The sequence below is a fragment of the Erythrobacter sp. WG genome (genome assembly GCF_026586795.1).
In the GTDB taxonomy this organism is placed as follows: Bacteria; Pseudomonadota; Alphaproteobacteria; order Sphingomonadales; family Sphingomonadaceae; genus Erythrobacter.
Genome location: NZ_JAPFGY010000001.1, coordinates 198,451 through 217,312 on the forward strand (window position 1 = coordinate 198,451; position 18,862 = coordinate 217,312).

At 59.2% G+C, this 18,862-nt stretch carries 17 protein-coding genes and 1 tRNA gene; 9 read left to right on the plus strand and 9 right to left on the minus strand.

Annotation, left to right across the window (positions count from 1 at the left end; genetic code table 11):
- Positions 1-738: 738 nt before the first annotated feature.
- Entirely contained in the window at positions 739-1,152 is a 414-nt protein-coding gene (locus OPU67_RS00990; protein ID WP_267616867.1) for a hypothetical protein, read from the plus strand.
- A 6-nt stretch (positions 1,153-1,158) separates the two neighbouring features.
- Here the strand turns inward: OPU67_RS00990 and OPU67_RS00995 are convergent, their stop codons facing one another.
- The 6 genes from OPU67_RS00995 to OPU67_RS01020 are packed head-to-tail and all read right to left on the minus strand — an operon-like array spanning position 1,159 to position 9,060.
- Complete coding sequence (locus tag OPU67_RS00995; protein WP_267616868.1) at positions 1,159-1,551, minus strand: hypothetical protein; 393 nt, start codon at positions 1,549-1,551, stop codon at positions 1,159-1,161.
- Between the two features lie 36 nt (positions 1,552-1,587).
- A complete protein-coding gene (locus OPU67_RS01000; RefSeq protein WP_267616869.1) occupies positions 1,588-2,784 on the minus strand; it encodes a GIY-YIG nuclease family protein in 1,197 nt (398 codons plus the stop codon).
- A complete protein-coding gene (locus OPU67_RS01005; RefSeq protein ID WP_267616870.1) occupies positions 2,777-4,867 on the minus strand; it encodes a DEAD/DEAH box helicase in 2,091 nt (696 codons plus the stop codon). Before OPU67_RS01005 ends, OPU67_RS01000 begins: the two co-directional genes overlap by 8 nt.
- The gene (locus OPU67_RS01010) at positions 4,864-5,505 is read right to left on the minus strand and encodes a hypothetical protein (protein WP_267616871.1); all 642 of its coding nucleotides are present in this window, start codon (positions 5,503-5,505) and stop codon (positions 4,864-4,866) included. The genes OPU67_RS01005 and OPU67_RS01010 overlap by 4 nt, the downstream gene beginning before the upstream one ends.
- 31 nt (positions 5,506-5,536) lie before the next feature.
- The gene (locus OPU67_RS01015; protein WP_267616872.1) at positions 5,537-6,301 is read right to left on the minus strand and encodes a hypothetical protein; all 765 of its coding nucleotides are present in this window, start codon (positions 6,299-6,301) and stop codon (positions 5,537-5,539) included.
- A complete protein-coding gene (locus OPU67_RS01020; protein WP_267616873.1) occupies positions 6,298-9,060 on the minus strand; it encodes a class I SAM-dependent DNA methyltransferase in 2,763 nt (920 codons plus the stop codon). Before OPU67_RS01020 ends, OPU67_RS01015 begins: the two co-directional genes overlap by 4 nt.
- Before the next feature lie 118 nt (positions 9,061-9,178).
- On the opposite strand from OPU67_RS01020, the gene OPU67_RS01025 reads away from it, so the two are divergent.
- From OPU67_RS01025 to OPU67_RS01045, 6 genes are all read left to right on the plus strand, one after another.
- Positions 9,179-10,351, plus strand: a complete 1,173-nt coding sequence (locus OPU67_RS01025) for a DUF6161 domain-containing protein (protein ID WP_267616874.1) — start codon at positions 9,179-9,181, stop codon at positions 10,349-10,351.
- Position 10,352: 1 nt separating this feature from the next.
- A complete protein-coding gene (locus OPU67_RS01030) occupies positions 10,353-10,844 on the plus strand; it encodes a GIY-YIG nuclease family protein (RefSeq protein ID WP_267616875.1) in 492 nt (163 codons plus the stop codon).
- Between the two features lie 27 nt (positions 10,845-10,871).
- Positions 10,872-11,450: a hypothetical protein gene (locus OPU67_RS01035; RefSeq protein ID WP_267616876.1), complete on the plus strand. Its 579-nt coding sequence runs from the start codon at positions 10,872-10,874 to the stop codon at positions 11,448-11,450.
- A gap of 462 nt (positions 11,451-11,912) precedes the next feature.
- On the plus strand, positions 11,913-12,467 hold the full coding sequence (locus OPU67_RS01040; RefSeq protein WP_267616877.1) for a recombinase family protein: 555 nt from the start codon (positions 11,913-11,915) through the stop codon (positions 12,465-12,467).
- Positions 12,468-12,693: 226 nt separating this feature from the next.
- Positions 12,694-13,272: a DUF6538 domain-containing protein gene (locus OPU67_RS16360; protein ID WP_420708932.1), complete on the plus strand. Its 579-nt coding sequence runs from the start codon at positions 12,694-12,696 to the stop codon at positions 13,270-13,272.
- A gap of 111 nt (positions 13,273-13,383) precedes the next feature.
- Entirely contained in the window at positions 13,384-14,889 is a 1,506-nt protein-coding gene (locus tag OPU67_RS01045; protein ID WP_267616878.1) for an HNH endonuclease signature motif containing protein, read from the plus strand.
- Positions 14,890-14,905: 16 nt separating this feature from the next.
- Here the strand turns inward: OPU67_RS01045 and OPU67_RS01050 are convergent, their stop codons facing one another.
- The 3 genes from OPU67_RS01050 to panC form a co-directional block, all read right to left on the minus strand.
- Positions 14,906-16,423, minus strand: a complete 1,518-nt coding sequence (locus OPU67_RS01050; RefSeq protein WP_324255314.1) for a site-specific integrase — start codon at positions 16,421-16,423, stop codon at positions 14,906-14,908.
- 59 nt (positions 16,424-16,482) lie between these two features.
- Positions 16,483-16,556 (minus strand) — tRNA-Gly (locus OPU67_RS01055).
- Positions 16,557-16,656: 100 nt separating this feature from the next.
- Positions 16,657-17,520 (minus strand): pantoate--beta-alanine ligase, encoded by an 864-nt coding sequence (panC, locus tag OPU67_RS01060; protein ID WP_267616880.1) that lies wholly within the window; start codon positions 17,518-17,520, stop codon positions 16,657-16,659.
- A gap of 108 nt (positions 17,521-17,628) precedes the next feature.
- Between panC and OPU67_RS01065 the strand changes: the two genes are divergently transcribed.
- Complete coding sequence (locus tag OPU67_RS01065) at positions 17,629-18,483, plus strand: division plane positioning ATPase MipZ (RefSeq protein ID WP_267616882.1); 855 nt, start codon at positions 17,629-17,631, stop codon at positions 18,481-18,483.
- Positions 18,483-18,782, plus strand: coding sequence for a J domain-containing protein (locus OPU67_RS01070; protein WP_267616883.1), 300 nt, complete (start codon positions 18,483-18,485; stop codon positions 18,780-18,782). Before OPU67_RS01065 ends, OPU67_RS01070 begins: the two co-directional genes overlap by 1 nt.
- Positions 18,783-18,862: the final 80 nt, after the last annotated feature.

An 18,862-nucleotide genomic window follows, 5' to 3' on the forward strand; every position in this document is an offset into this window, starting at 1 on the left:
GCAGCGGTCAGCCGCTGCTGGTATAACCAGATTTGTCATATAGCTCAGGGGTTTAATTCGGCAGTTGCCCCCGCCGATACCTACGTCTGGCACTTGGTAAGCGCCCCAAAAGGGGGGCTGTGTGTCAGGAGGAAACGCGAGAGCAGCGAGCGGTCGGGAGTGCCGCAATAAACAAAGCTCCACAAAGACAGTGGCTCTGTGCGTCATCACAACCACTGGCTCTCGGAGGTTTATGCATCGAACGTGCCGACCGAGAGTGCTTCGCCCTGTCGAGGGGCGATAACCGTCGAGATCAGGAATGATCTGGAGACGGCGGCAATGCAGGGTTTTGGGCGACCACCTGCTACGCGGTAAACGCGGAAAGCCGCCGAAGTTCGAGCCGCCGATGCCTCGTGAGATGAGGACGCGATCTTCTCCCCTCCACCAAATCAGCGATTCTGAACCTGTGTTTCATGGTTCCGCTCATCTGGTGGAGGGGGGATAGAGATATGCGCGCTCTACCTGTGAGATGTCGAGAAAGTTAAAATCAAAACAAATCGACGGACCTCAGCCAAATATTGGGCGAAGGCTCTGCCTGAGACCAATATGCAGGCTGGGGCTCGCCGAAGGCGAAGCCTTCAATGGCAAGATAACGCTTCAGCGCTTAGGAACTCTATGAGTGCTCGACGTGCGCACCTCAGATGATTCGGAGCGCAAGCAAAATCTCGACAGATTTCGATTTCATGAGATATGCAGGTGATGGACGACATCACTCAATACCGCGCGCTTGGATGGGACTTCGATATGACCCTCCATGGTCATGAGCGGTCTCAGCAGTTCTGGGACTACATCCACGAGAATCGTCATTGCCAAACCCATCACATCGTGACCTTTCGCACGGGTCGGCTCCTCGACCGCATTTGGCATGACCTCGGACGAGCGGGCTGTCGGCTACTTCCGTTCCAGTTTCGGGGCGTCCATGGTGTGCCCGATGAAGTCTATGAGGCTTTCGTCCTCGGGCTCAGCGGCAGCGATCGCTACCTTTATTGGAAGGGCGAAGTTTGCCGCCAGTTGGGAATCGAGTGCTTGATCGATGACGCTACGATGGAAGTCTGGGCTGGTTGCTCCAAGTATGAGATCGACTACGTGCATCCCGACTTGGCGAGCTTCTGAGGCATCTTAAAGCTTGATGTTGATGATCCTGACCTCTGGATTCAATCGAACCAGCGCCTCATCTGTGGGGATCAGCCCCACACAGACAATTCCTTGGAACATACCGCCAGACTTGACCGAGAAGATTCCATCCACACGATAGGTGCCCCATTGCGGGCTGAACGCCTCGTTGATGTTTATCTCGATTCCGCCCTCTTCCAGAGTAGATCGCGATAGGATGATTTTTCCATCGTAAGCCGAGGCTTTGGGTGCGCACTCTTTCCGATCATCGTCGAACAAGTCGCGATCGATCAGCAAGTCGAGGCCCACGATGGCGTCCTCAAAGATCACTGACGCTACTCGCTCGAAGTTCTCTTCGGTCAGTTCTCCGACAAACTTGCGGATGTGGCGCGTAGGCATTCGATCCTCCCCTTACTCGCTCTGGCTCCGCGCGCCTCAGCCTTCAATGAGCCGCGCTTCGGTCGGTTCGTAGCGGTAGCGCGTGATCGAGCCGTCGCGGATGCGCTCAACCGCTTCGTCGATAACGCTCAGTGGCACGAGGAACCACTCGCGCGGCTTCACTGGATTGCCGAACCGATCTGGGATCGTGAGATCGAGCGCTGCCCCTGTGAAGACCTTGTGGATCAGGCCCTCAAGCTGCACGCGATTGATGTTGAAGAGCTTGTAGGTCGCAACGACTTCGACCCCTGCCAGCAGGTAGGTAGCTGACTTGTCGGCACCAGCGATGCGGGTCTCAACTGAGCCGCCCGTCACGCCGATCTTGTGAATGAGGTGACGGTTCTGCGCGACCATCGGATGGTCGGACTTGCTCCGCAGGACATAGATCGTGCCGCTTTCGAGATCGCCCTCTTCTGGGTCGGCGGCGAACAGCGGGCCAGCCTCGACCTCGGTAATTCGCCTGCCCGCATCATCCTTGTAGAGGGCGCGCTGCATCGAACGCCGAAGCAGGTCGCTCTCGGTGCCATTGGCGTAGATGACACGGAGGCGGGCGTCGGATTCGCCATTGGGTGCTTTGAAGGTCTCTCCCACCTCGGCGATGTAGGCGATCTGCCCACCGAGGATGAAGAACTGGCCTTTGGTGATATCGGCCTTGAGGAACCCAGCATCCCTTACAAACCGCCGCGTCTCGCGCGCACCGCTATCGAGGTCGCGCTGAACCTGCTCGAACAGCGGCTTGAACTTGGCGAAGTCCTCGCACTTTTTGCGGTTGGCGATCTCCTCCGCTGCGCGGCGCTCCTCAGCGCTGGGCACATGGCGGAGAACGCGGATGTCATCCTCGGCAGTCGGTTCGATGCCAAGCTCGGCGAGGAGCGCATCGTCATCAATCTCGGACGGGGAAACCTGATCCTCTGCCTGCCTGCCCGTCAGCAGCCCGTGCTTGTCCAAAGCACTGAGAAGCTCGCGGCATTCCTCAAGCTCTCGCAGACGGTCGAGCCGCACGGCGTAGAGCCGCTCGAAGATGTCACGGTCTTCACCATGCAGTGGGGCTCGGCCATGCTCCTCATAGAAGCGGACGATATCCTCGAACCCAGCGATGATCCGTTCTTGTTGTGACGTGTAGGTGCGCGCCTTCGGTTGCTCGATCTCGACGCCGAGTTCGGCGAGCAGTTCATCATCAGACAGTTCAGCCATTAGCCGCCTGTGCACGGTAACGAGCCAATGCCGCAACCCCTTCCGCCATGCGCTTTTCCCAAGCGTCGGGCGAGGTGATGTCGGGCAGCCTTCCTCGTTCTTTCTTGAACTTCAGCGCACGCTCGGCGAGGTCGCGAGCCTCCTCAGGCGAAATCTTGACCTTCTTCGCCGAGATTACCGACTGAACCTGCTTGAGGACGGTCTCGTTCATCGACTTTGCCAAGATCGCATAAGCCGCCTCGAACGGATTGATGCTGTCGATGAGATCAATGTCGAGATCGCGGACATCCATCGCAAACTTGCGAACGCCGTCAATCAGCGCAGTGTTGACCTTCTCGTCCTCGCCCTTGGCAGCGTCGATGCCGATGGCGATTTCCTTGGCCTTCTGAGTGAGGTTGAGCGCAGCGATAGCGTGCTGGCGGATGGCTTCCTGATCTTCCGTGCTCAACTCAGGGTAACGGTCACGGACAATCTTCCCCATGCGCACTTGGGTAAGCTCCTGCGCCAACGTCTCACCGCCAGCCTGCGTGCCGTCAAAGAGGCCCTTCTCCATGGCCGTCTTGTCCTGCACGAACTGCGTGATCACCTCGTTGAGGTCTTCCTTGCAGATGCGCTGGGCCTCGTCGCTCTTGGGCTCGACCAGCCCCTTGATCTCGAAGTGAAGCTGGCCCGTATCTTCACGGACGCCAACGTTGGTCTCGCCTTCCCGATAGCCTGAGGGGCCGTAGTCGAAATCTTCGAGCGGACCGCTGTCCTTCGGCGTGAAGGTGAAGCGCGGGGCGAGAACTTGCTCCATCAGCAAACTCGCAGCGATGGCCTTGAGCGTGTCGTTGATCGCACCGACCACCGCCGCTTCCGACGCATCTGGTTCGGCAATCAGGTTGGTGAAGGTGGCGCTCTCTTTCCCGGGCGCGTCCCGAGTGGCGCGCCCGATGATCTGAATGATCTCGGTAAGGCTGGATCGATAGCCGACCGTCAGGGCGTGCTCACACCAAATCCAGTCAAAGCCTTCCTTCGCCATGCCGAGCGCGATGATGATGTCCACGTGGTCGCGGTTGTTGCGCTGCGCGGGGTCTTTCAGCGCCGCGAGCACCTTGCCGCGCCGTGCGGGATCGCTGTCATCAACGAGGTCGGCGATCTTGATGATCCGACCGTCCGCCAACTTCACAAGGTGGAACCCTGTCTGGGGATCGGCACCCTGCCATTCACCCAAGGCTTCCATGATGTGTTCGACCTCGGTCGCCTTGCCGATCTTGGTGCTCTCGCGCGAGTTCACCGAGGGGATGTGAACGATGGTCTTCTTGGCAGGGTCGAGCACAGCCTCAATCGCGTTGAGGTAGCGGCCCGTGTAGAAGAAATAGCCGATGTTGAGCGCCTTGAGGTGCTCGTAGCCGTTCAACTGCTCGTAGTAAGTGTAGGTGACGGTCTCGAACTTCGCCTCGTCCTCGGGGGTCAGGACGGGAACCGCATCCCCACGGAAGTAGCTCCCTGTCATCGCGACGATGTGCGCCTTGTCACGGCGGATGAACTGGGCAAGTTGACTGCCGAGGCGGTTGTCCACGCTGGCGGACACGTGATGGAACTCGTCCACCGCGATCAGGCGGTTGTCGAACGCTTCGATCCCAAGCTGCTCTACGGCGAAGCGGAAGGTCGCGTGCGTGCAGACCAGCGCCTTGTCCTCGCTGGCGAGGAATTGGCCCACGGCCTTGATCTTGGACGGATCAGCCCGCTCCTCATCTGGCCCTGCCGCATTGCAGAGATTCCACTTCGGGCGAACCTCCCAATCCGCCCAGAACCCGAACTTCGAGAGTGGCTCATCCATGAATGAGCCACCAATCGACTTCTCAGGAACGACGATAATCGCCTGCTGAAGCCCCTGATTGTGGAGCTTGTCGAGCGCGATGAACATTAGCGCCCGAGACTTGCCCGAGGCTGGGGGCGACTTAATCAGCAGATACTGCTCGCCGCGCTTGGCGTAGGCGCGCTCCTGCATCGGGCGCATGCCCATCTCGTTCGCGTTGGTGGACGCGCCAGTGCGAGCAGTCTGGAATGAGACGGCGGGGAGGGGCTTTGATGTGGTCATTGGCTTTCTGTCTTCTCAATCATCTCGGCCAGAAAAGCACTGTTGGCGGTCCGCTCAGCCTCTCTCAAGCGCTGCACTTCGTCCTTCTTTTGCCGAAGAAATCTCGCCGCATCCCAATCAAGATTGCCCATCGCAATAGAGGGCTTGGGCAAACCGAACTTGCGCCTCAGCGCCGCGATAATTTCGAGCGCTTCAAGACCTAGGTCGGCGTAGCCTTCCCAGCGCGCTTGGAAGAACTCGCTATGGTCGGGAGGGAAAGAATGTTCGGATTCTGCTTTGACGAACCTCTCGGTCCCAAGCGCCAGATTGGGTAAAGCAAGTATGCGATACATGAGTTCGGGACTGATGCTAGTCCATTCGACGTCATCGGGAAAGGTTGGCGGCTCGGGTGAATCGACCTGTGCGCAGTAATATTCTTCGCCGCTTTCGGTTCTGCCCGCTGGCCTGCCTTCCGCCGTGCCATCATCAGCTACGACCTCGACGCATTTCTCGACATATTGGTCGAGAATGCAAACAATGCGAACGGCAGCGTATCGCCCAGAATTGCGTTTTCCAATCCAATGGGAAACCGCGTCTTTGCCGATGGTGGCAATGACGCCGATCAGCACGCCTGCGAAGCCGATGATCGCATCGCTCATCCTGCGCCTCGCCTATCGACGTCCGTTAGCATCATCGCTTCTCCTCGCGTTCCTTTCGGAGCGCGCGTTCGAGCCACTTTGGCACCTCTTTTACCTGAGAGAAAAAGATATTCTCGGGCAGTTCGCGCCAGAACGAGGTGATGGCTTCTGCAAAACGCGCCAGATCATCGTCACTGACGGACAGGGACGAGTAGTCCAATGCCGAAACGAAGAACGCTGGAAGGCCATCGGTATTGCCGATCAGATCGGGCGCGACCGCTTTCAGGGCTTCGAACGAGCGGCCATTGCCATGCTTGTAGACGTTGGTGACCAGTTGGCAGCGGTGTAGCTGCGCGAAAAAACCGAGCGTTCGCACATTCCAACCGCAAGCCTCGAAGAGATCGAATAGATCATCGAGAGTCGCCGACCAGACTGCCCCATGAGCATGCTTGCCGAACCCGTGGTGGCCAAGCTCACGACCAAGCCAGTCTCGCACCTGCTTTTCCCACTCGTGGAACATGCCTGCGATGATGCTCAACCGCGTGGTGTCCCTCAGATCAGCGAGCCTCTGATAGAAGCTGACACTCTCATCCCATGATTGCTCATAGTGGCCAGTGGGGTCATCGCGATCAGGGTCGAAAGGTATGCGAGCCAACCAAGCCTCGGCGAACGCATTGGCATCTTCCGCCATGCTTTCGTCGGTAAACGGGTCGAGCAGGCGCTGCTTGGCCTCTCCCACATAAAACTCGTGGCTTGCAATCAGGTGCTCACGCGTCGGCCCCCACATCTGCAAGAAGACGCGATCAGGCTTGCTCATGCCGCCTTCTTGCCCGTCATCTTGGTGTAGAGTTCGAACAGCTTTTCGAGGCGTTCGGTGTCGTTGCGGAAGCGGCGTCCGATGTAGATGCGTTCGAGGGTTTCGTCGTTCTCCTCGTGAGCGCGGCGGAGGTCTTCGGGCATGGCCTCGGGATCGTAGAGATCGGCGATGGTGGCGGGGAAATGCGCCTCGCGAGCGAGCAGGATGTTCTCGGCGCAGCGGGTGAGGTCGGCCTTGTTCCGCTCGGTCAGCTTGGGGAGCGGGAAGGTGTTCCAACCGAGCGTGTTCGAGTATGAGAAGTCAGTTCTCATCCGAACGCAAACCGTCCCGATCCAGACCCAATGCAGGCGAGATGCAATCAGGGCCATGTTCCAGAGGGGGGCGTCGTAGATCGCGAACGCCTTGTTATGGACGACGGCGCGGCGAGTTACATAGTCCACGGGCAGGTATGGGCGGTTCTCAGAACTAACGATCGGCACCACCAAGAGTGATTGCTTCGCCTCATATTGATCGCGGAAGCGGAAGGGAGCCGAGACCAGTTTTTGCGCCTGAGCGTCGTTGGTTTTCTCCAATCGAGCCTCTCTTACGGCGGCGATGCGTTTCGCGAGGCTTGGAATGCTCTGAGCAACCGAAAGCTCTTCTGGTCTAATCCAAATGCAGTATCGAGGCACTCCCGCGATAAGTTCCTGCGACCCATAGATGGGGCGAATGAAGGGCTCCACCTGCCCGTCAGTCTCGACCAGCTTTCGGGCTTCCTGCTTTTGAAGCATCAAATCGTTGGCATAATACGGGTGGTTGCCGAACTGCATCGGAGACCGATCATCAGGAGCTTTCGGGCGTGCAGTAACTACGACATCCGCGCCCGCCACAAGGTAGCCATTGATGCTCTCGACCTCCTTGCGGACGACCTGTGAGTCCCCGCCGCTATCGTCCACAACATACAACAGCCGCTTCGGGTTCGACTTGCCAGTAAGCCCGACGATGGAGACTGTTACGCCAGCATTATGACTGGCAAGATTCGACCATTTAAATGACGGCAAGGCGAACCTGATGATTGCTCCCGTGCGGAAAATCGTTGGCCAAAGGCTTGCCACCTGAACACCTTGGCAAATCGAGTTTGTGGAAACAAACGCCGCATCCGAGCCAGTCTTCGTGATGAAGTCTGCGGCCTTGATGAACCAACCAGCAACGTAATCGAGCGAGAGAGTGTCCTTGGTTCTTCCAGCGAATACGTCTTGCAGTTCAGCCTTCTGATCCGCCGATTGATATTTGCGACCGAGATAAGGAGGGTTGCCGCAGATATAGAACTCACCGTCTTCGCTCTCAAAATCGATTTCGGGCTGATCAAGTGGGGTGCCGAAAAGGTCGTCGGCTCGTAATTTTACGCCGCCCCCGTGGGCATCCATCAAGTCGAGCCAATCGATCCGAAGCGCGTTCCCCGCAAAAATCCAATTCTCGTTGTTCAGTGGGAGGAACTCGGCCAGCGCGAACTGCTGCCCGCGATAGAGCACATCGCATTGATACTCGGCGATGATGAGCGCGAGACGAGCGATCTCGGCAGGAAAATCGCGCAGTTCGATCCCGCGAAAGTTGGTCAGCGGAATCTCGGTCTTGCGGTCGGGTTCGCCGCGCCGTTTGTTGATCTCCGCCTCAATCGCCCGCATTTCCTTGTAGGCGATGACGAGGAAGTTGCCGCTGCCGCAGGCGGGGTCGAAGACCCTGATCTTCGCCATGCGGTTGCGCAGGTTGAGGAGCTTACGGGAGTTGTCGCCTGCCTCCTCAAGCTTGGCGCGCAGATCGTCGAGGAACAGAGGGTTCAGCACCTTCAGGATGTTCGGCACGCTGGTGTAATGCATGCCAAGTGCGCCGCGCTCCTCATCATCGGCGACGGCCTGAATCATCGACCCGAATATGTCGGGGTTGATCTTGGTCCAGTCGAGGTTGCCGATATGGATGAGGTAGGATCGGGCGATCTTGCTGAAACGCGGGACATCGAGCCCGCCCGAGAACAGATTGCCGTTCACGTAGGGGAAGCCATCGGCCCAGCGGGCAATGCCTTCTTCCCCACGCTTAGCGAGGGGCGTGTTCATCGCGCGGAACAGTTCGCGGATTACATCGGCGGTGTTGTCCGCGCCGCCCGCGCTCATCTTCTCGACCGTCGCGGTGAAGCGATAGCTGGGGTGGAAGATGTCGGTATCCTCGGCGAAGAAGCAGAAGATCAGCCGCGCCATGAAGTGGTTCATGTCGGTGCGGCGCTCAGCCTTCGCCCAGTCAGGGTTGTCCTGCAACAGCGTCATATAGAGGCGATTGAGGCGACTGGTCGCGCGGATATCGAACGAGCTTTCGCGGATTTGCTCGACCGTGGTGATGCCCGCCAGCGGCAGGAAGAAACCGAAGTGGTCGGGGAAATCGGGGTAGTCGCAGGCGACGGTTTCGCCCGTGTTGAGGTCTTCCGCCTGAAACTCCACGCCGTCCGTGGCGAGGATGAACTTGACCTTGTTGGTGGCGGTCTTGGGGCTGGTGCGCAGGGCAGTCAGCGTCTCGCCCGCCGCGCCGGGGGCGCAGGTGGCGATGTGGATGTTGCTGCGCTGGAGCACGCCGCCGCTGAGATCGGACTGGTTGGTGTTGCCCTTCCGAAGGCGGTCGATGGTGGTCTTCTTGTTCCCGAAAGCGGTGAGGAACTGGAACGGGAACTCGGCCCGATCAAACGGCTCCGAGGCGAGTTGGGTGACGGCTTCTTCGATCTCGACGGGGTTCATGGGCCGATGAGTAAGCTACGTCTCGCACAGCGCCAAGCCGTGGAATGCTGTTTTGCCGAAGATTGCGGAAATCAAAGCCATAGCCCACACTTGGGAGGAAATAGCAGGGGCAAGACTGATGCAGTTCGAGATCGCTCACGGCGGACCATCCTATTCCTTCGAGAACTGGGATGATCTGATCGCGCTTCTTCGGAAGGAGGCGTCTTACTGGGAGTGGCTTGGCGGCGATCACACGAACCCCAACGGAGCGGGGCGAAGCATCAGAGATCAGTGGTCTTCGATGATAAGCACCGCCATCGAGCGTCAGAACCGAGGCAGCAATATCGGTGAAGCGCACCAGATCGTCAGTGATCTCATTTCAGGCAGCCTTCCGCATCACGAGGGCGAGGTAGGGGCACTCATTCTGGATATTCGGTCGCAAGTCGGGGAGGCCGAAGCCGCTTGGGCCGCCGCTTTCGCGACCAGTCGGATTTCTCTCGAACAGGTGAGGTCTCCCGTCGCCTTACGCGGTGTGATGTTGACCGCCTTCCCCGATTTTCGAGAGGCGGCTTCGCTTGAGACGCGTCTTAGGCAAGAGCGGGCCAATTATCGCAATTCCCTTCGGTCTGCGATGCAGAGCGTCCAAGCGTTTCAAGCGGAGAGCGAAGACGACTGGCACGCCCTCTTGGGAAGAGCCAGAGGTCTTGGGATGCGGGTTCTGAGGCATAGTCGCGACCGATGGAATGAGTCAGGCCGCTTATGGAGCAAGCGGGCGGACGATGCCGTGGCAAGCATCCGAAACACGGAAAACACCTACTCGCAGTTCATGCAGCTTCGCGCGCCCGTGGACTACTGGACGGGAAAGAGCACCGATCATTCGACGCAGAAAGCCACGGCTTACGAGAACCTGCGCAACTACTTCATCGGGCTAACGCTTTTGCTTCTCGCCGCATTTGTTTCGGCGGGGTGCCTCGTTGTCTCCGTCCACGATGCAGAGAATGAACCCGTGGCGCTCTACGTGCTCATCTCAGCGGGTCTCGCTGTTCTGTCCACGATTGGCTTTTGGATCGGGCGTCTTCTCACAAAGCTTTACCTCAGTCAGCACCACCTCAAGACTGATGCGGATGAGCGAGCCACTATGATCAAGACCTACCTCGCCCTTACCGAGAAGGGGGCGGCGTCAGATGCCGACAAGCAGATCATTCTCGGCGCTCTGTTCAGGCCTACGGCTGATGGCATCGTGCGAGACGATGGACCGCCTGATATCGCTTTGCAGTCGATTGCCGCGCGGATGCTGTCGGGGAAGGAGTGAAATGGCAATCACCTTCACGCGAGCCAATCTGACGGCAAATGGATTCTCGGGTTGGGTGACGTTTGCGATCCTGCGAAGCACCGATCCTTGCCCCGATGTCGGCGGCGTCTATGTCGTGGCTCGCGCTGAAGTCTGCGCTCCAACCTTTCTGACGAAGAGTTGCGGGGGCTGGTTCAAAGATCGCGATCCAACTATCAGCATTGGCGAGCTTCAGGCCAACTGGGTCGAGGGTGCTGAGATCGTCTACATCGGCAAGGCCAACAGCATCCGTCGCCGCCTCAAAGAGTTCGCAAAGTTCGGCGCTGGCCACAAGATTGGCCACTGGGGCGGTCGGCTGATCTGGCAGTTGGAGGAATCTTCGCGGCTGCTGGTAGCTTGGAAGCCGACCCCCGAGATCGATCCACTCGCTTATGAGGCGCAGCTATTGGCCGAGTTCCGTGCAGAATATGGCAAGCCTCCATTTGCAAACGATCCTCACAGATTGGGAGGATGACAAGGTGATTGCTCAGGAGACCACCCGTTGAACGTCACCGAAACCGATCTTGCCATCGCGTCGGCGCTGTATCCCGTCATGGTGGAATGCGCGCGACAGTCGCCGCCGAGAAAGTTGACCTATGGCCAGCTTCTCGCTGAGGCACAAAGGCGGTTCCCCGAGAACGAAGCTGTCCTGCGGGCCATACCGATCTCACTCGGTCGCAGGCTCGATGTTGTGCGGATGTTCCTGAATGAGCATGCCCTGCCAGACCTCACCAGTTTGGTGGTGAATGCTGACACGGGCGAGGTCGGTTCTGCGTTCGGCGCTGATCCCGTTCACGTCCGCGAACAGGTGGCCGCGTTCGATTGGGGCACCGTGTCCGAGGAGTTCGACCTGCACATCGATGGTCTGCGGAAGGAAGCAGCGGCCCGTTCGCGTCCAAAGCGGAAACGTGACGAGGCGAAGAATCTTATGTCCGCACACTACCAGCAGCATCGTGCCGCCCTACCCAAGGGAATCGACGCTCACCGCGAACTCATCATCGAATTGCTCGTAGATGGCTTGTCGGTGGAAGATGCCTTCGAAGCTGCGGCATCCGAGGTGAGAAAAAAGGCCAGCACCTGACCGAACCCAAGTATCGGACAGTCATGATCATGCGAAGCTGGGCGCGGATTGGGCGCGCTGGCTAAATACAGGATGACACGCCACCCTATCGCCGCCCTCTGCGAACGTATCGCCTCCCGCTACAGCCATGCCTTCTCGCCTGTGACATCCGTGACCCTCTACATCAGGCATGACGAATGCCCTGAACAGCTTGGCGATGACGCACGCATATGGTGCCGAGACAACTGCGAAGGGAAATGGCGACAGGTTGCCAGAGGCGCGTCAGCAGTCTTTGAGTTCGAAGAACTCGAAGACGCCGTTCTTTTTCGCGTCAGGCACTGATGCGCCGACCCGCGTCCATATGGGTAACCTTCAACGGGACATCTGCTGAGACATCATGCGCGTCTCATATGGGTGGTTTTTCTTGCCAAAATACAGTTCTGTGAGAAGGTCTTAGGACCATACGAGACACACGGAGACTGAATGGGCAAGACGCTGGGTTACGCACGGATCAGTTCGGATCAGGGGCAGGATATCGAGAGCCAGAAAGCCAAGCTTGAGAAGCTCGGTGCGGTGGTGGTGTTCTGCGACACTGGCAACGGATCATCCCTCAACGGTCGTGACCAGCTTGAAGCCGCGATCCGTCTGCTCGAACAGGGTGACGAACTTCTGGCTTTGCACCCCGACCGTCTGGCCCGAGACACTGGCGATCTCCTGACCATCGCCAAGCGCGTCGTCGAACGTGGTGCGATCCTCAAGATCGACGATCCCAAGATCGTGTTCGACGGCACCGACATGATGGCGGAGGTGATGCTCACCTTGTTCGGCATGATCGGCATGATGGAGAAGCACTTCATCAAGGCACGGCAGCGGCGTGGGATCGAAGCTGCGAAGCTCCGCAATGCTTACAAAGGCAAGCCTGCGACTATCGACTTCTACAAGGTCAAGGAACTGCACGCCGAGGGCATGCGTCCCACCGACATCGCCAAGACCATGAAGATCGGTCGCGCATCGGTCTACCGAGCACTGGCAGCATGACCATCCTCGTCGATCCCCCAGCGTGCCTCAATCATCGGTCGAACTTCGTTGACGCCTCAAGCGCCTGTGCGACACTCAACCCATGATCGACAAGCACGCTCCCCAGATCGTCACCGCTGACGGTGAACAATCATACGAGATGATCGCGCCATGCTCGGTAAATGCATCGACGGATCGTGCGGATGATCAAAGACCGTTGAACGAGACTGCTGCCTCGGTGAGCAAAATGGCGGCGGTTCGGTTCCCGCTACCGTCGCCACACTCAGATCATCCAGAAACGGCGGAAAACCGTCACCCAGATCGGGAATCCAACCCAGCAACTGCGCAATCTCCCGCTACCCGCTCCAGCCCTCCTCAACACCCTGAAAAACATCGTAAAACTGCCTCTGGGCAGGCGAAATCGCGCGTGTGCAGCACAGGGGTGTCATACAATCGTGACGCCGATTCACGGATAACGCTCTCAGATCGTTCAAAAAATCGTCGCGCGGACTGTCATACACGACTGCCATACAACCCGCCTGCGCGGGGCGTTTGGCTGAGGGGCGCAATCTACCAGTTTCGGGTGAGGGTTCCTGCCGATCTGCGGGATGCTCTCGGGTGCGTTCACGTGGACCGTTCCCTGAGGACGGACAGCAGATCGTTGGCGGTCAGGTTGAGCCGCAAGGTCGCTGCTGAGGTAGATGCAATCTTCGAGGCAAAGCGTCTTGAGATCGGCTTGGCGGTAGAGGGCATAGAAGGCAAAAGCAGCTTCGCATCGCTTGCTCGGCCTCGTTTAGGTTCCTGCAACTTAGTGATTTCACGATAATTTGGCGGCAACAGCCTGCTCTAAACGCTGTTGAATAATTGGGCTTTGGCCGTCAGATGTGAAATGGGCGAAGGCTGTGCTTTCGAACCCGCGAGATTGGGGGAAATTAGGATGAGGCGTTTGCTCACCGACAGTGAGAAGCTCGAAGTTAGAAAGCAGCAGGTTGATAGCGAGGGCGTGCTGCGCTGCTTCATCTCGGGGCAGATTATAGGTGATGAAGATGAGGTCGAATACGACCACATTCATCCCTACTCGAAAGACGGCGAGACCAGTCTTGCGAACATGCGCATGGTTATAAAAAAGCTGAACCGCCGCAAAGCGGCAGAAAGCCTCTATGACGTTCGCGACAACCTGAAGCTTGAGCGCTTATTCGAGGAGCGGAAAAACAACATCCGCCTTCAGGACATATTCGAGCTTAAGGACATTCAGAAGCAATCTACGGCTGCAACTATTAATGGCACTGAAGTTTCGGTGGAAGATGGGTCAAAGAAAGTGACTTTCCCACTCTACCACGACGCCATCCTTGATGTGCCTTACTTCTATGGGCGCATCCCCGTTCGGTGGTTAGAGAACGACGACCAAGAAGGTCTGCAACCGCGTGTTATCGACTACAAGCGACTGATAGCGATCCGCGATCATCTAAAGTCGCACCCTCAGCTTGCTCCTTCGATTGGGAGGTTGCTGGGCACCAAGCTCAAGCTGTTTGATGGCCAGCACAAGCTCGCTGCTCAGGTGTTGAACAATCAGACTGAGATCGACATCAAGGTATACGTATCTCCCGATGAGCCAGAGCGCGCCAAGAAGCTGTTTGACGGCTTGATGATCACCAATCTCGAAGCTCATTCCAAGCTGAAGCAAGTTCCATTTTACACCTCTACGCTGCTCGATCGTTTGTCAGTAATATACAAGGAGATGCTCGACGAGTTCATCGCTGAAACGCCTCCTGAGGACCATACTGAGGAGAGGTTCCTTCGCTTCCTCTCAACGGTTAAATCTATGCCATCAGCACAAGCGAAGGAAATGCTTCGCAGCACGATCAAAGTGGCAGCCTTGGAAAGCTCTGAACTAAAGGAATATGTCGCGGCAGCGTCGAAGGACGCTTCATTCCCGATGACAATGGACCTTCTTGGAAATACTATCTTTCGATCATGTCTCTACCTTGAGCCATCGACAGCAAGGTTCACTTCCGAGAAGGATTTCCGCAACGCAGAGTCCGCTAACTTCGCTGCTGTTCTCAAAATCGTGATTGAGGAGACTCAGATCGAAAACTGGGTGCCTCATGCGAAGGGGAAGACCTTGAGCAACCAGCAACTGAAGGCGCGACGTATTTGGCATAAGGGCTCGGTGCTCACAAGGTCGCCATACCTGAAGAGCGTCCTCTATTTTGCTCTCCACTGCATGACGAGCGAGGAGCGAGAGCATCTACTCTATCGTCCCGAAATCGCCCAAGATCGTCTCGATATCGTGCGGACTTGTCTGAGGCGTCTCTTCTCTCATCCGATGTGGGACGATCCCGATAGCGAGATCGATAGCCTGCTCGTTTCGGCCCGAAAGCAAGAAGAACTCTTCAATCGAAAAGGGCTGACTGAGAAATACGTGTTGAGCGGCGAAAATTGAAGCATGCGATCAGATGCTAATCCGCTCTGTTTCTCGGATGCTGGAGATGCGAAAGATTCAAACCCTGATAGTCGATCAATGAGATCGCCTCGAACAACAACTGTGGGCGGTAGCCAGACCCATAATCATCGGCAGTTTCGCTGTGGGAACCGCCTGTGATCCAACCTCCGAGGCGCAGCGCGATGTCTCGGTCGATCTGGGCATTTCGGCACGCATCCCGAAAGCCGTGACGGAATGAGTGGAAGCAGGTCAGGTCCGACGATGCTTCGATGCTTACTAAGAACCTCGTAAACCAGCGGGAGAAGGCGACGGATCGAAAGCCCCGCTTCCCGAGAGGAAGGTCGTCGAAGAGCTTCACCGCACCTTCGCCTCGCTTCCTTTCCACGAATGCGGTGAGCCCAGTAGCCAGTAGTTCAGGATGCGCGGGGACAATCCGCTCGCTCGATTTGGTCTTGAGAGATTTGTCACGCGTGCCGACGAGGCTCTTCGCGCTGATGACAAAACATAGAACGCCCTCAATCTCTCTCACGTCTTGGACATCCAACTGACAAGCCTCATTGAGGCGCATACCCGAGAACAGGCAGATCAGCGGAACCCAGAACCTCGCGCCGACAGCGATGTGAGAGCCAACTATGGAATAGCCGTTCTGCTCGTCTTTGCAGCCCGTATAGATCGGAGCGTTGAAGATGCGCTGTAGCTGCCAAAGCTCGAACGGCTTACGACGATCTTGAGGGTGCACGGCCTCAGCGATCTGAAGCCCGCGCGCGGGGTTGCGTCCGATGAGTTCCTCAGCGACCGCCCAGTTCATCATGGTCGCGAAGCGCGCCATGTAGGCATTGAGATTGGTGCCGTTGATGGTGCGGATTAAATGGTCGGCTTTCGCGGCTTTTGCCGCGTCACGGACACGAACATCACCAAACTTCTTACTCAAATTGACGGGCAGCCAGCGCAGGGTTTCGAGCAGGTCGCGGCACTGGTCCCGCGTGATGTCCGCAATCGGTGTCTCGGCTCCGAGCACGTCCTCCACCACGCGGCGCGTGGTCTGGTGCGCCAGCATTGTCCGCGCTGATCGTCGTTTGGTCGGATCGGCGAGATAACGGTCGTAGACCTGCGAGAGCGATGGACCGATCGTCTCGGCGGACGCTTTTTCAGATCGTGGCTTGATCGTCTTCTCAACTGTCGCGGGCACTGAGGGCGAGGAGAGCAACCGACCTTCTACCGCCAAGCCGATCTCAAGACGCTTTGCCTCGAAGATTGCATCTACCTCAGCAGCGACCTTGCGGCTCAACCTGACCGCCAACGATCTGCTGTCCGTCCTCAGGGAACGGTCCACGTGAACGCACCCGAGAGCATCCCGCAGATCGGCAGGAACCCTCACCCGAAACTGGTAGATTGCGCCCCTCAGCCAAACGCCCCGCGCAGGCGGGTTGTATGGCAGTCGTGTATGACAGTCCGCGCGACGATTTTTTGAACGATCTGAGAGCGTTATCCGTGAATCGGCGTCACGATTGTATGACACCCCTGTGCTGCACACGCGCGATTTCGCCTGCCCAGAGGCAGTTTTACGATGTTTTTCAGGGTGTTGAGGAGGGCTGGAGCGGGTAGCGGGAATCGAACCCGCATAGCCAGCTTGGAAGGCTGGAGCTTTACCACTAAGCTATACCCGCTCGGGTCAGGGGCGCCAATGCCATCAGGCAGGGGCGCGCGTCAACCGTTACGCGGCAGGTGCCCAGGCAACCCGGGCCTGCTTCGCAGCAGCGCGCGGGGTCAGGCTTCGCCGACCGCCATGTTGTCGATCAGCCGCGTCCCGCCGATCCTCGCCGCCACCAGCAGCCGGGCGGGCGCGCTGCCGAGCGCCTGCAGCGGCGCGAGCGATCGGCTGTCGACCAGGGCGGCGTAATCGACGCTCGTGAAGCCTGCGGCGACGAGCTCGGCTTCGAGCCCGGACAGAGCCGCGCGCGGGTCGGTGCCCCCCTCGATCGCGGCGATCGCTTTACGCATGGCGTGCGGCAGCGCGGCGGCAGCGGCGCGCTGTTCGCCTGACAGGTAGCGGTTGCGGCTCGACATCGCGAGCCCGTCCGCCTCGCGTACGGTCGGCACGCCGATGATGGCGTCGACGTGTGGCCGGGCAAGGTCGAGATCGCGCGCCATCGCCCGGATCACGGCGAGCTGCTGGAAGTCCTTCTCGCCGAAGAACGCCATGTCGGGGGCGACCTGGTTGAAGAGCTTCAACACCACCGTAGCCACGCCGTCGAAGTGCCCGGGGCGCGCCGCGCCGCACAGGCCATCGCTGACCCCGGCGACGCTCACGTTGGTGGCGAAGCCGGCAGGATACATGACCTCCACTCTCGGCGCCCACAACAGCGCCGCGCCTTGCGCGGCGAGCATCGCGGCGTCCTCGGCAAGCTGGCGGGGGTAGGCGTCCAGATCCTCGTTCGGACCGAACTGCCGAGGGTTGACGAAGATCGAGGCGACCACGTGATCGGCCGCCTTGCGGGCCTCGCGGACCAGGGTCAGATGCCCCTCGTGGAGTGCGCCCATCGTCGGCACGAGCGCGATCCTCGTCCCGGGGCTGGCCCGCAATTGTGCCAAAGCGGTTCTCAACATATGCAGGGTGTTGACCGTTTGCACGCTCGCGCCTCCAAGGATAAACCGTTAAGGACGCCCTAGCGGCGCTGACTGTCCCATTTCAAGCCGCCCGGGTGCCGGCGCCGCCCGTGCCCCAACGAGAGACCCGCCATGTCGCCCGCCGAGCGCGCTGCCAAGCCTTCCGAGCCCCGTCCTTCGCGCAAGAGCCACGCGCACCGGATCGTGTTCGCCAACGAGAAGGGCGGCACCGGCAAGTCGACCACGGCGGTGCACGTCGCCGTCGCGCTGTCCTACCTAGGGGCGCGGGTGTCCTGCATCGATCTCGATCCGCGCCAGCGCACCACCCACCGCTACATCGAGAACCGCCTGGGCACCCTCGAGAAGCGCGGGCTGACGCTGCCGACGCCCGATTGCGAGGTGTTCCGCGGCAGCACCACCGGCGACCTGCTCGGCATGATCCGCCGGCTCGAAGCCAATTGCGACTTCCTGATCGTCGACAACCCGGGCCGCGACGATCCCTTCGCGCGCATCGCTGTCGAGCACGCCGACACGCTGGTCACGCCGATGAACGACAGCTTCGTCGACTTCGACCTGATCGGGCAGGTGGATCCCGAAACCTTCAAGGTCAGAAAGCTGTCCTTTTTCGCCGAGCTGATCTGGGAAGCGCGGATGAAGCGCAGCCGGATGACCATCGAGCAGCAGCGGCCCGAGATGGACTGGATCGTGGTTCGGAACCGCACCGGCCATGTCGAGGCGCGCAACCAGGCGCGGCTGCACAAGGCGCTGGGCGAGATGTCGAAGCGCGTCGGCTTCCGCGTGACGCAAGGCCTGTCCGAGCGCGTCATCTACCGCGAGCTGTTCCCCTCGGGCCTGACGCTGCTCGACAAGGGGCACCTGGGCGAGCTCGGCACCAGCCATCTCGTCGCCCGGCAAGAGCTGCGCGCGCTGGTCAAGGCCCTCGCCTTGCCGGAGTTCACCCGCGGCGGCGAGCTGGAGCTCGCCTGATGCTGAAAGCGGTGATCGTGGTGGTGCTGCTCAGCCTGTTCTGCCGCTGGGCCGTGGGACGCTTGCCGTGGGACTTTCTCGTCTCGCCGGCCCGCCCGCGGGCCGTCCAGCGCGCGCGGCACCTGCTCGGGGTCGAGGCCGGTGCGGGGCGCGAGGAAATCATCGCCGCCCACCGCCGGCTCACCGCGCGCGTGCACCCGGACAAGGGTGGATCGAACTCGGCGATGCAGGAGGCGAATGCCGCCCGTGATCTGCTGCTCGACGAACTGCCCGCACAGCGGGACCGAACCGGGGCCTAGTGCCGCCGCTGCCAACATCCCGGGATTGACACAAACCTGCGCCAAGCGTTTGTCGCAAGGGCGGCGACCACGGATCGGAC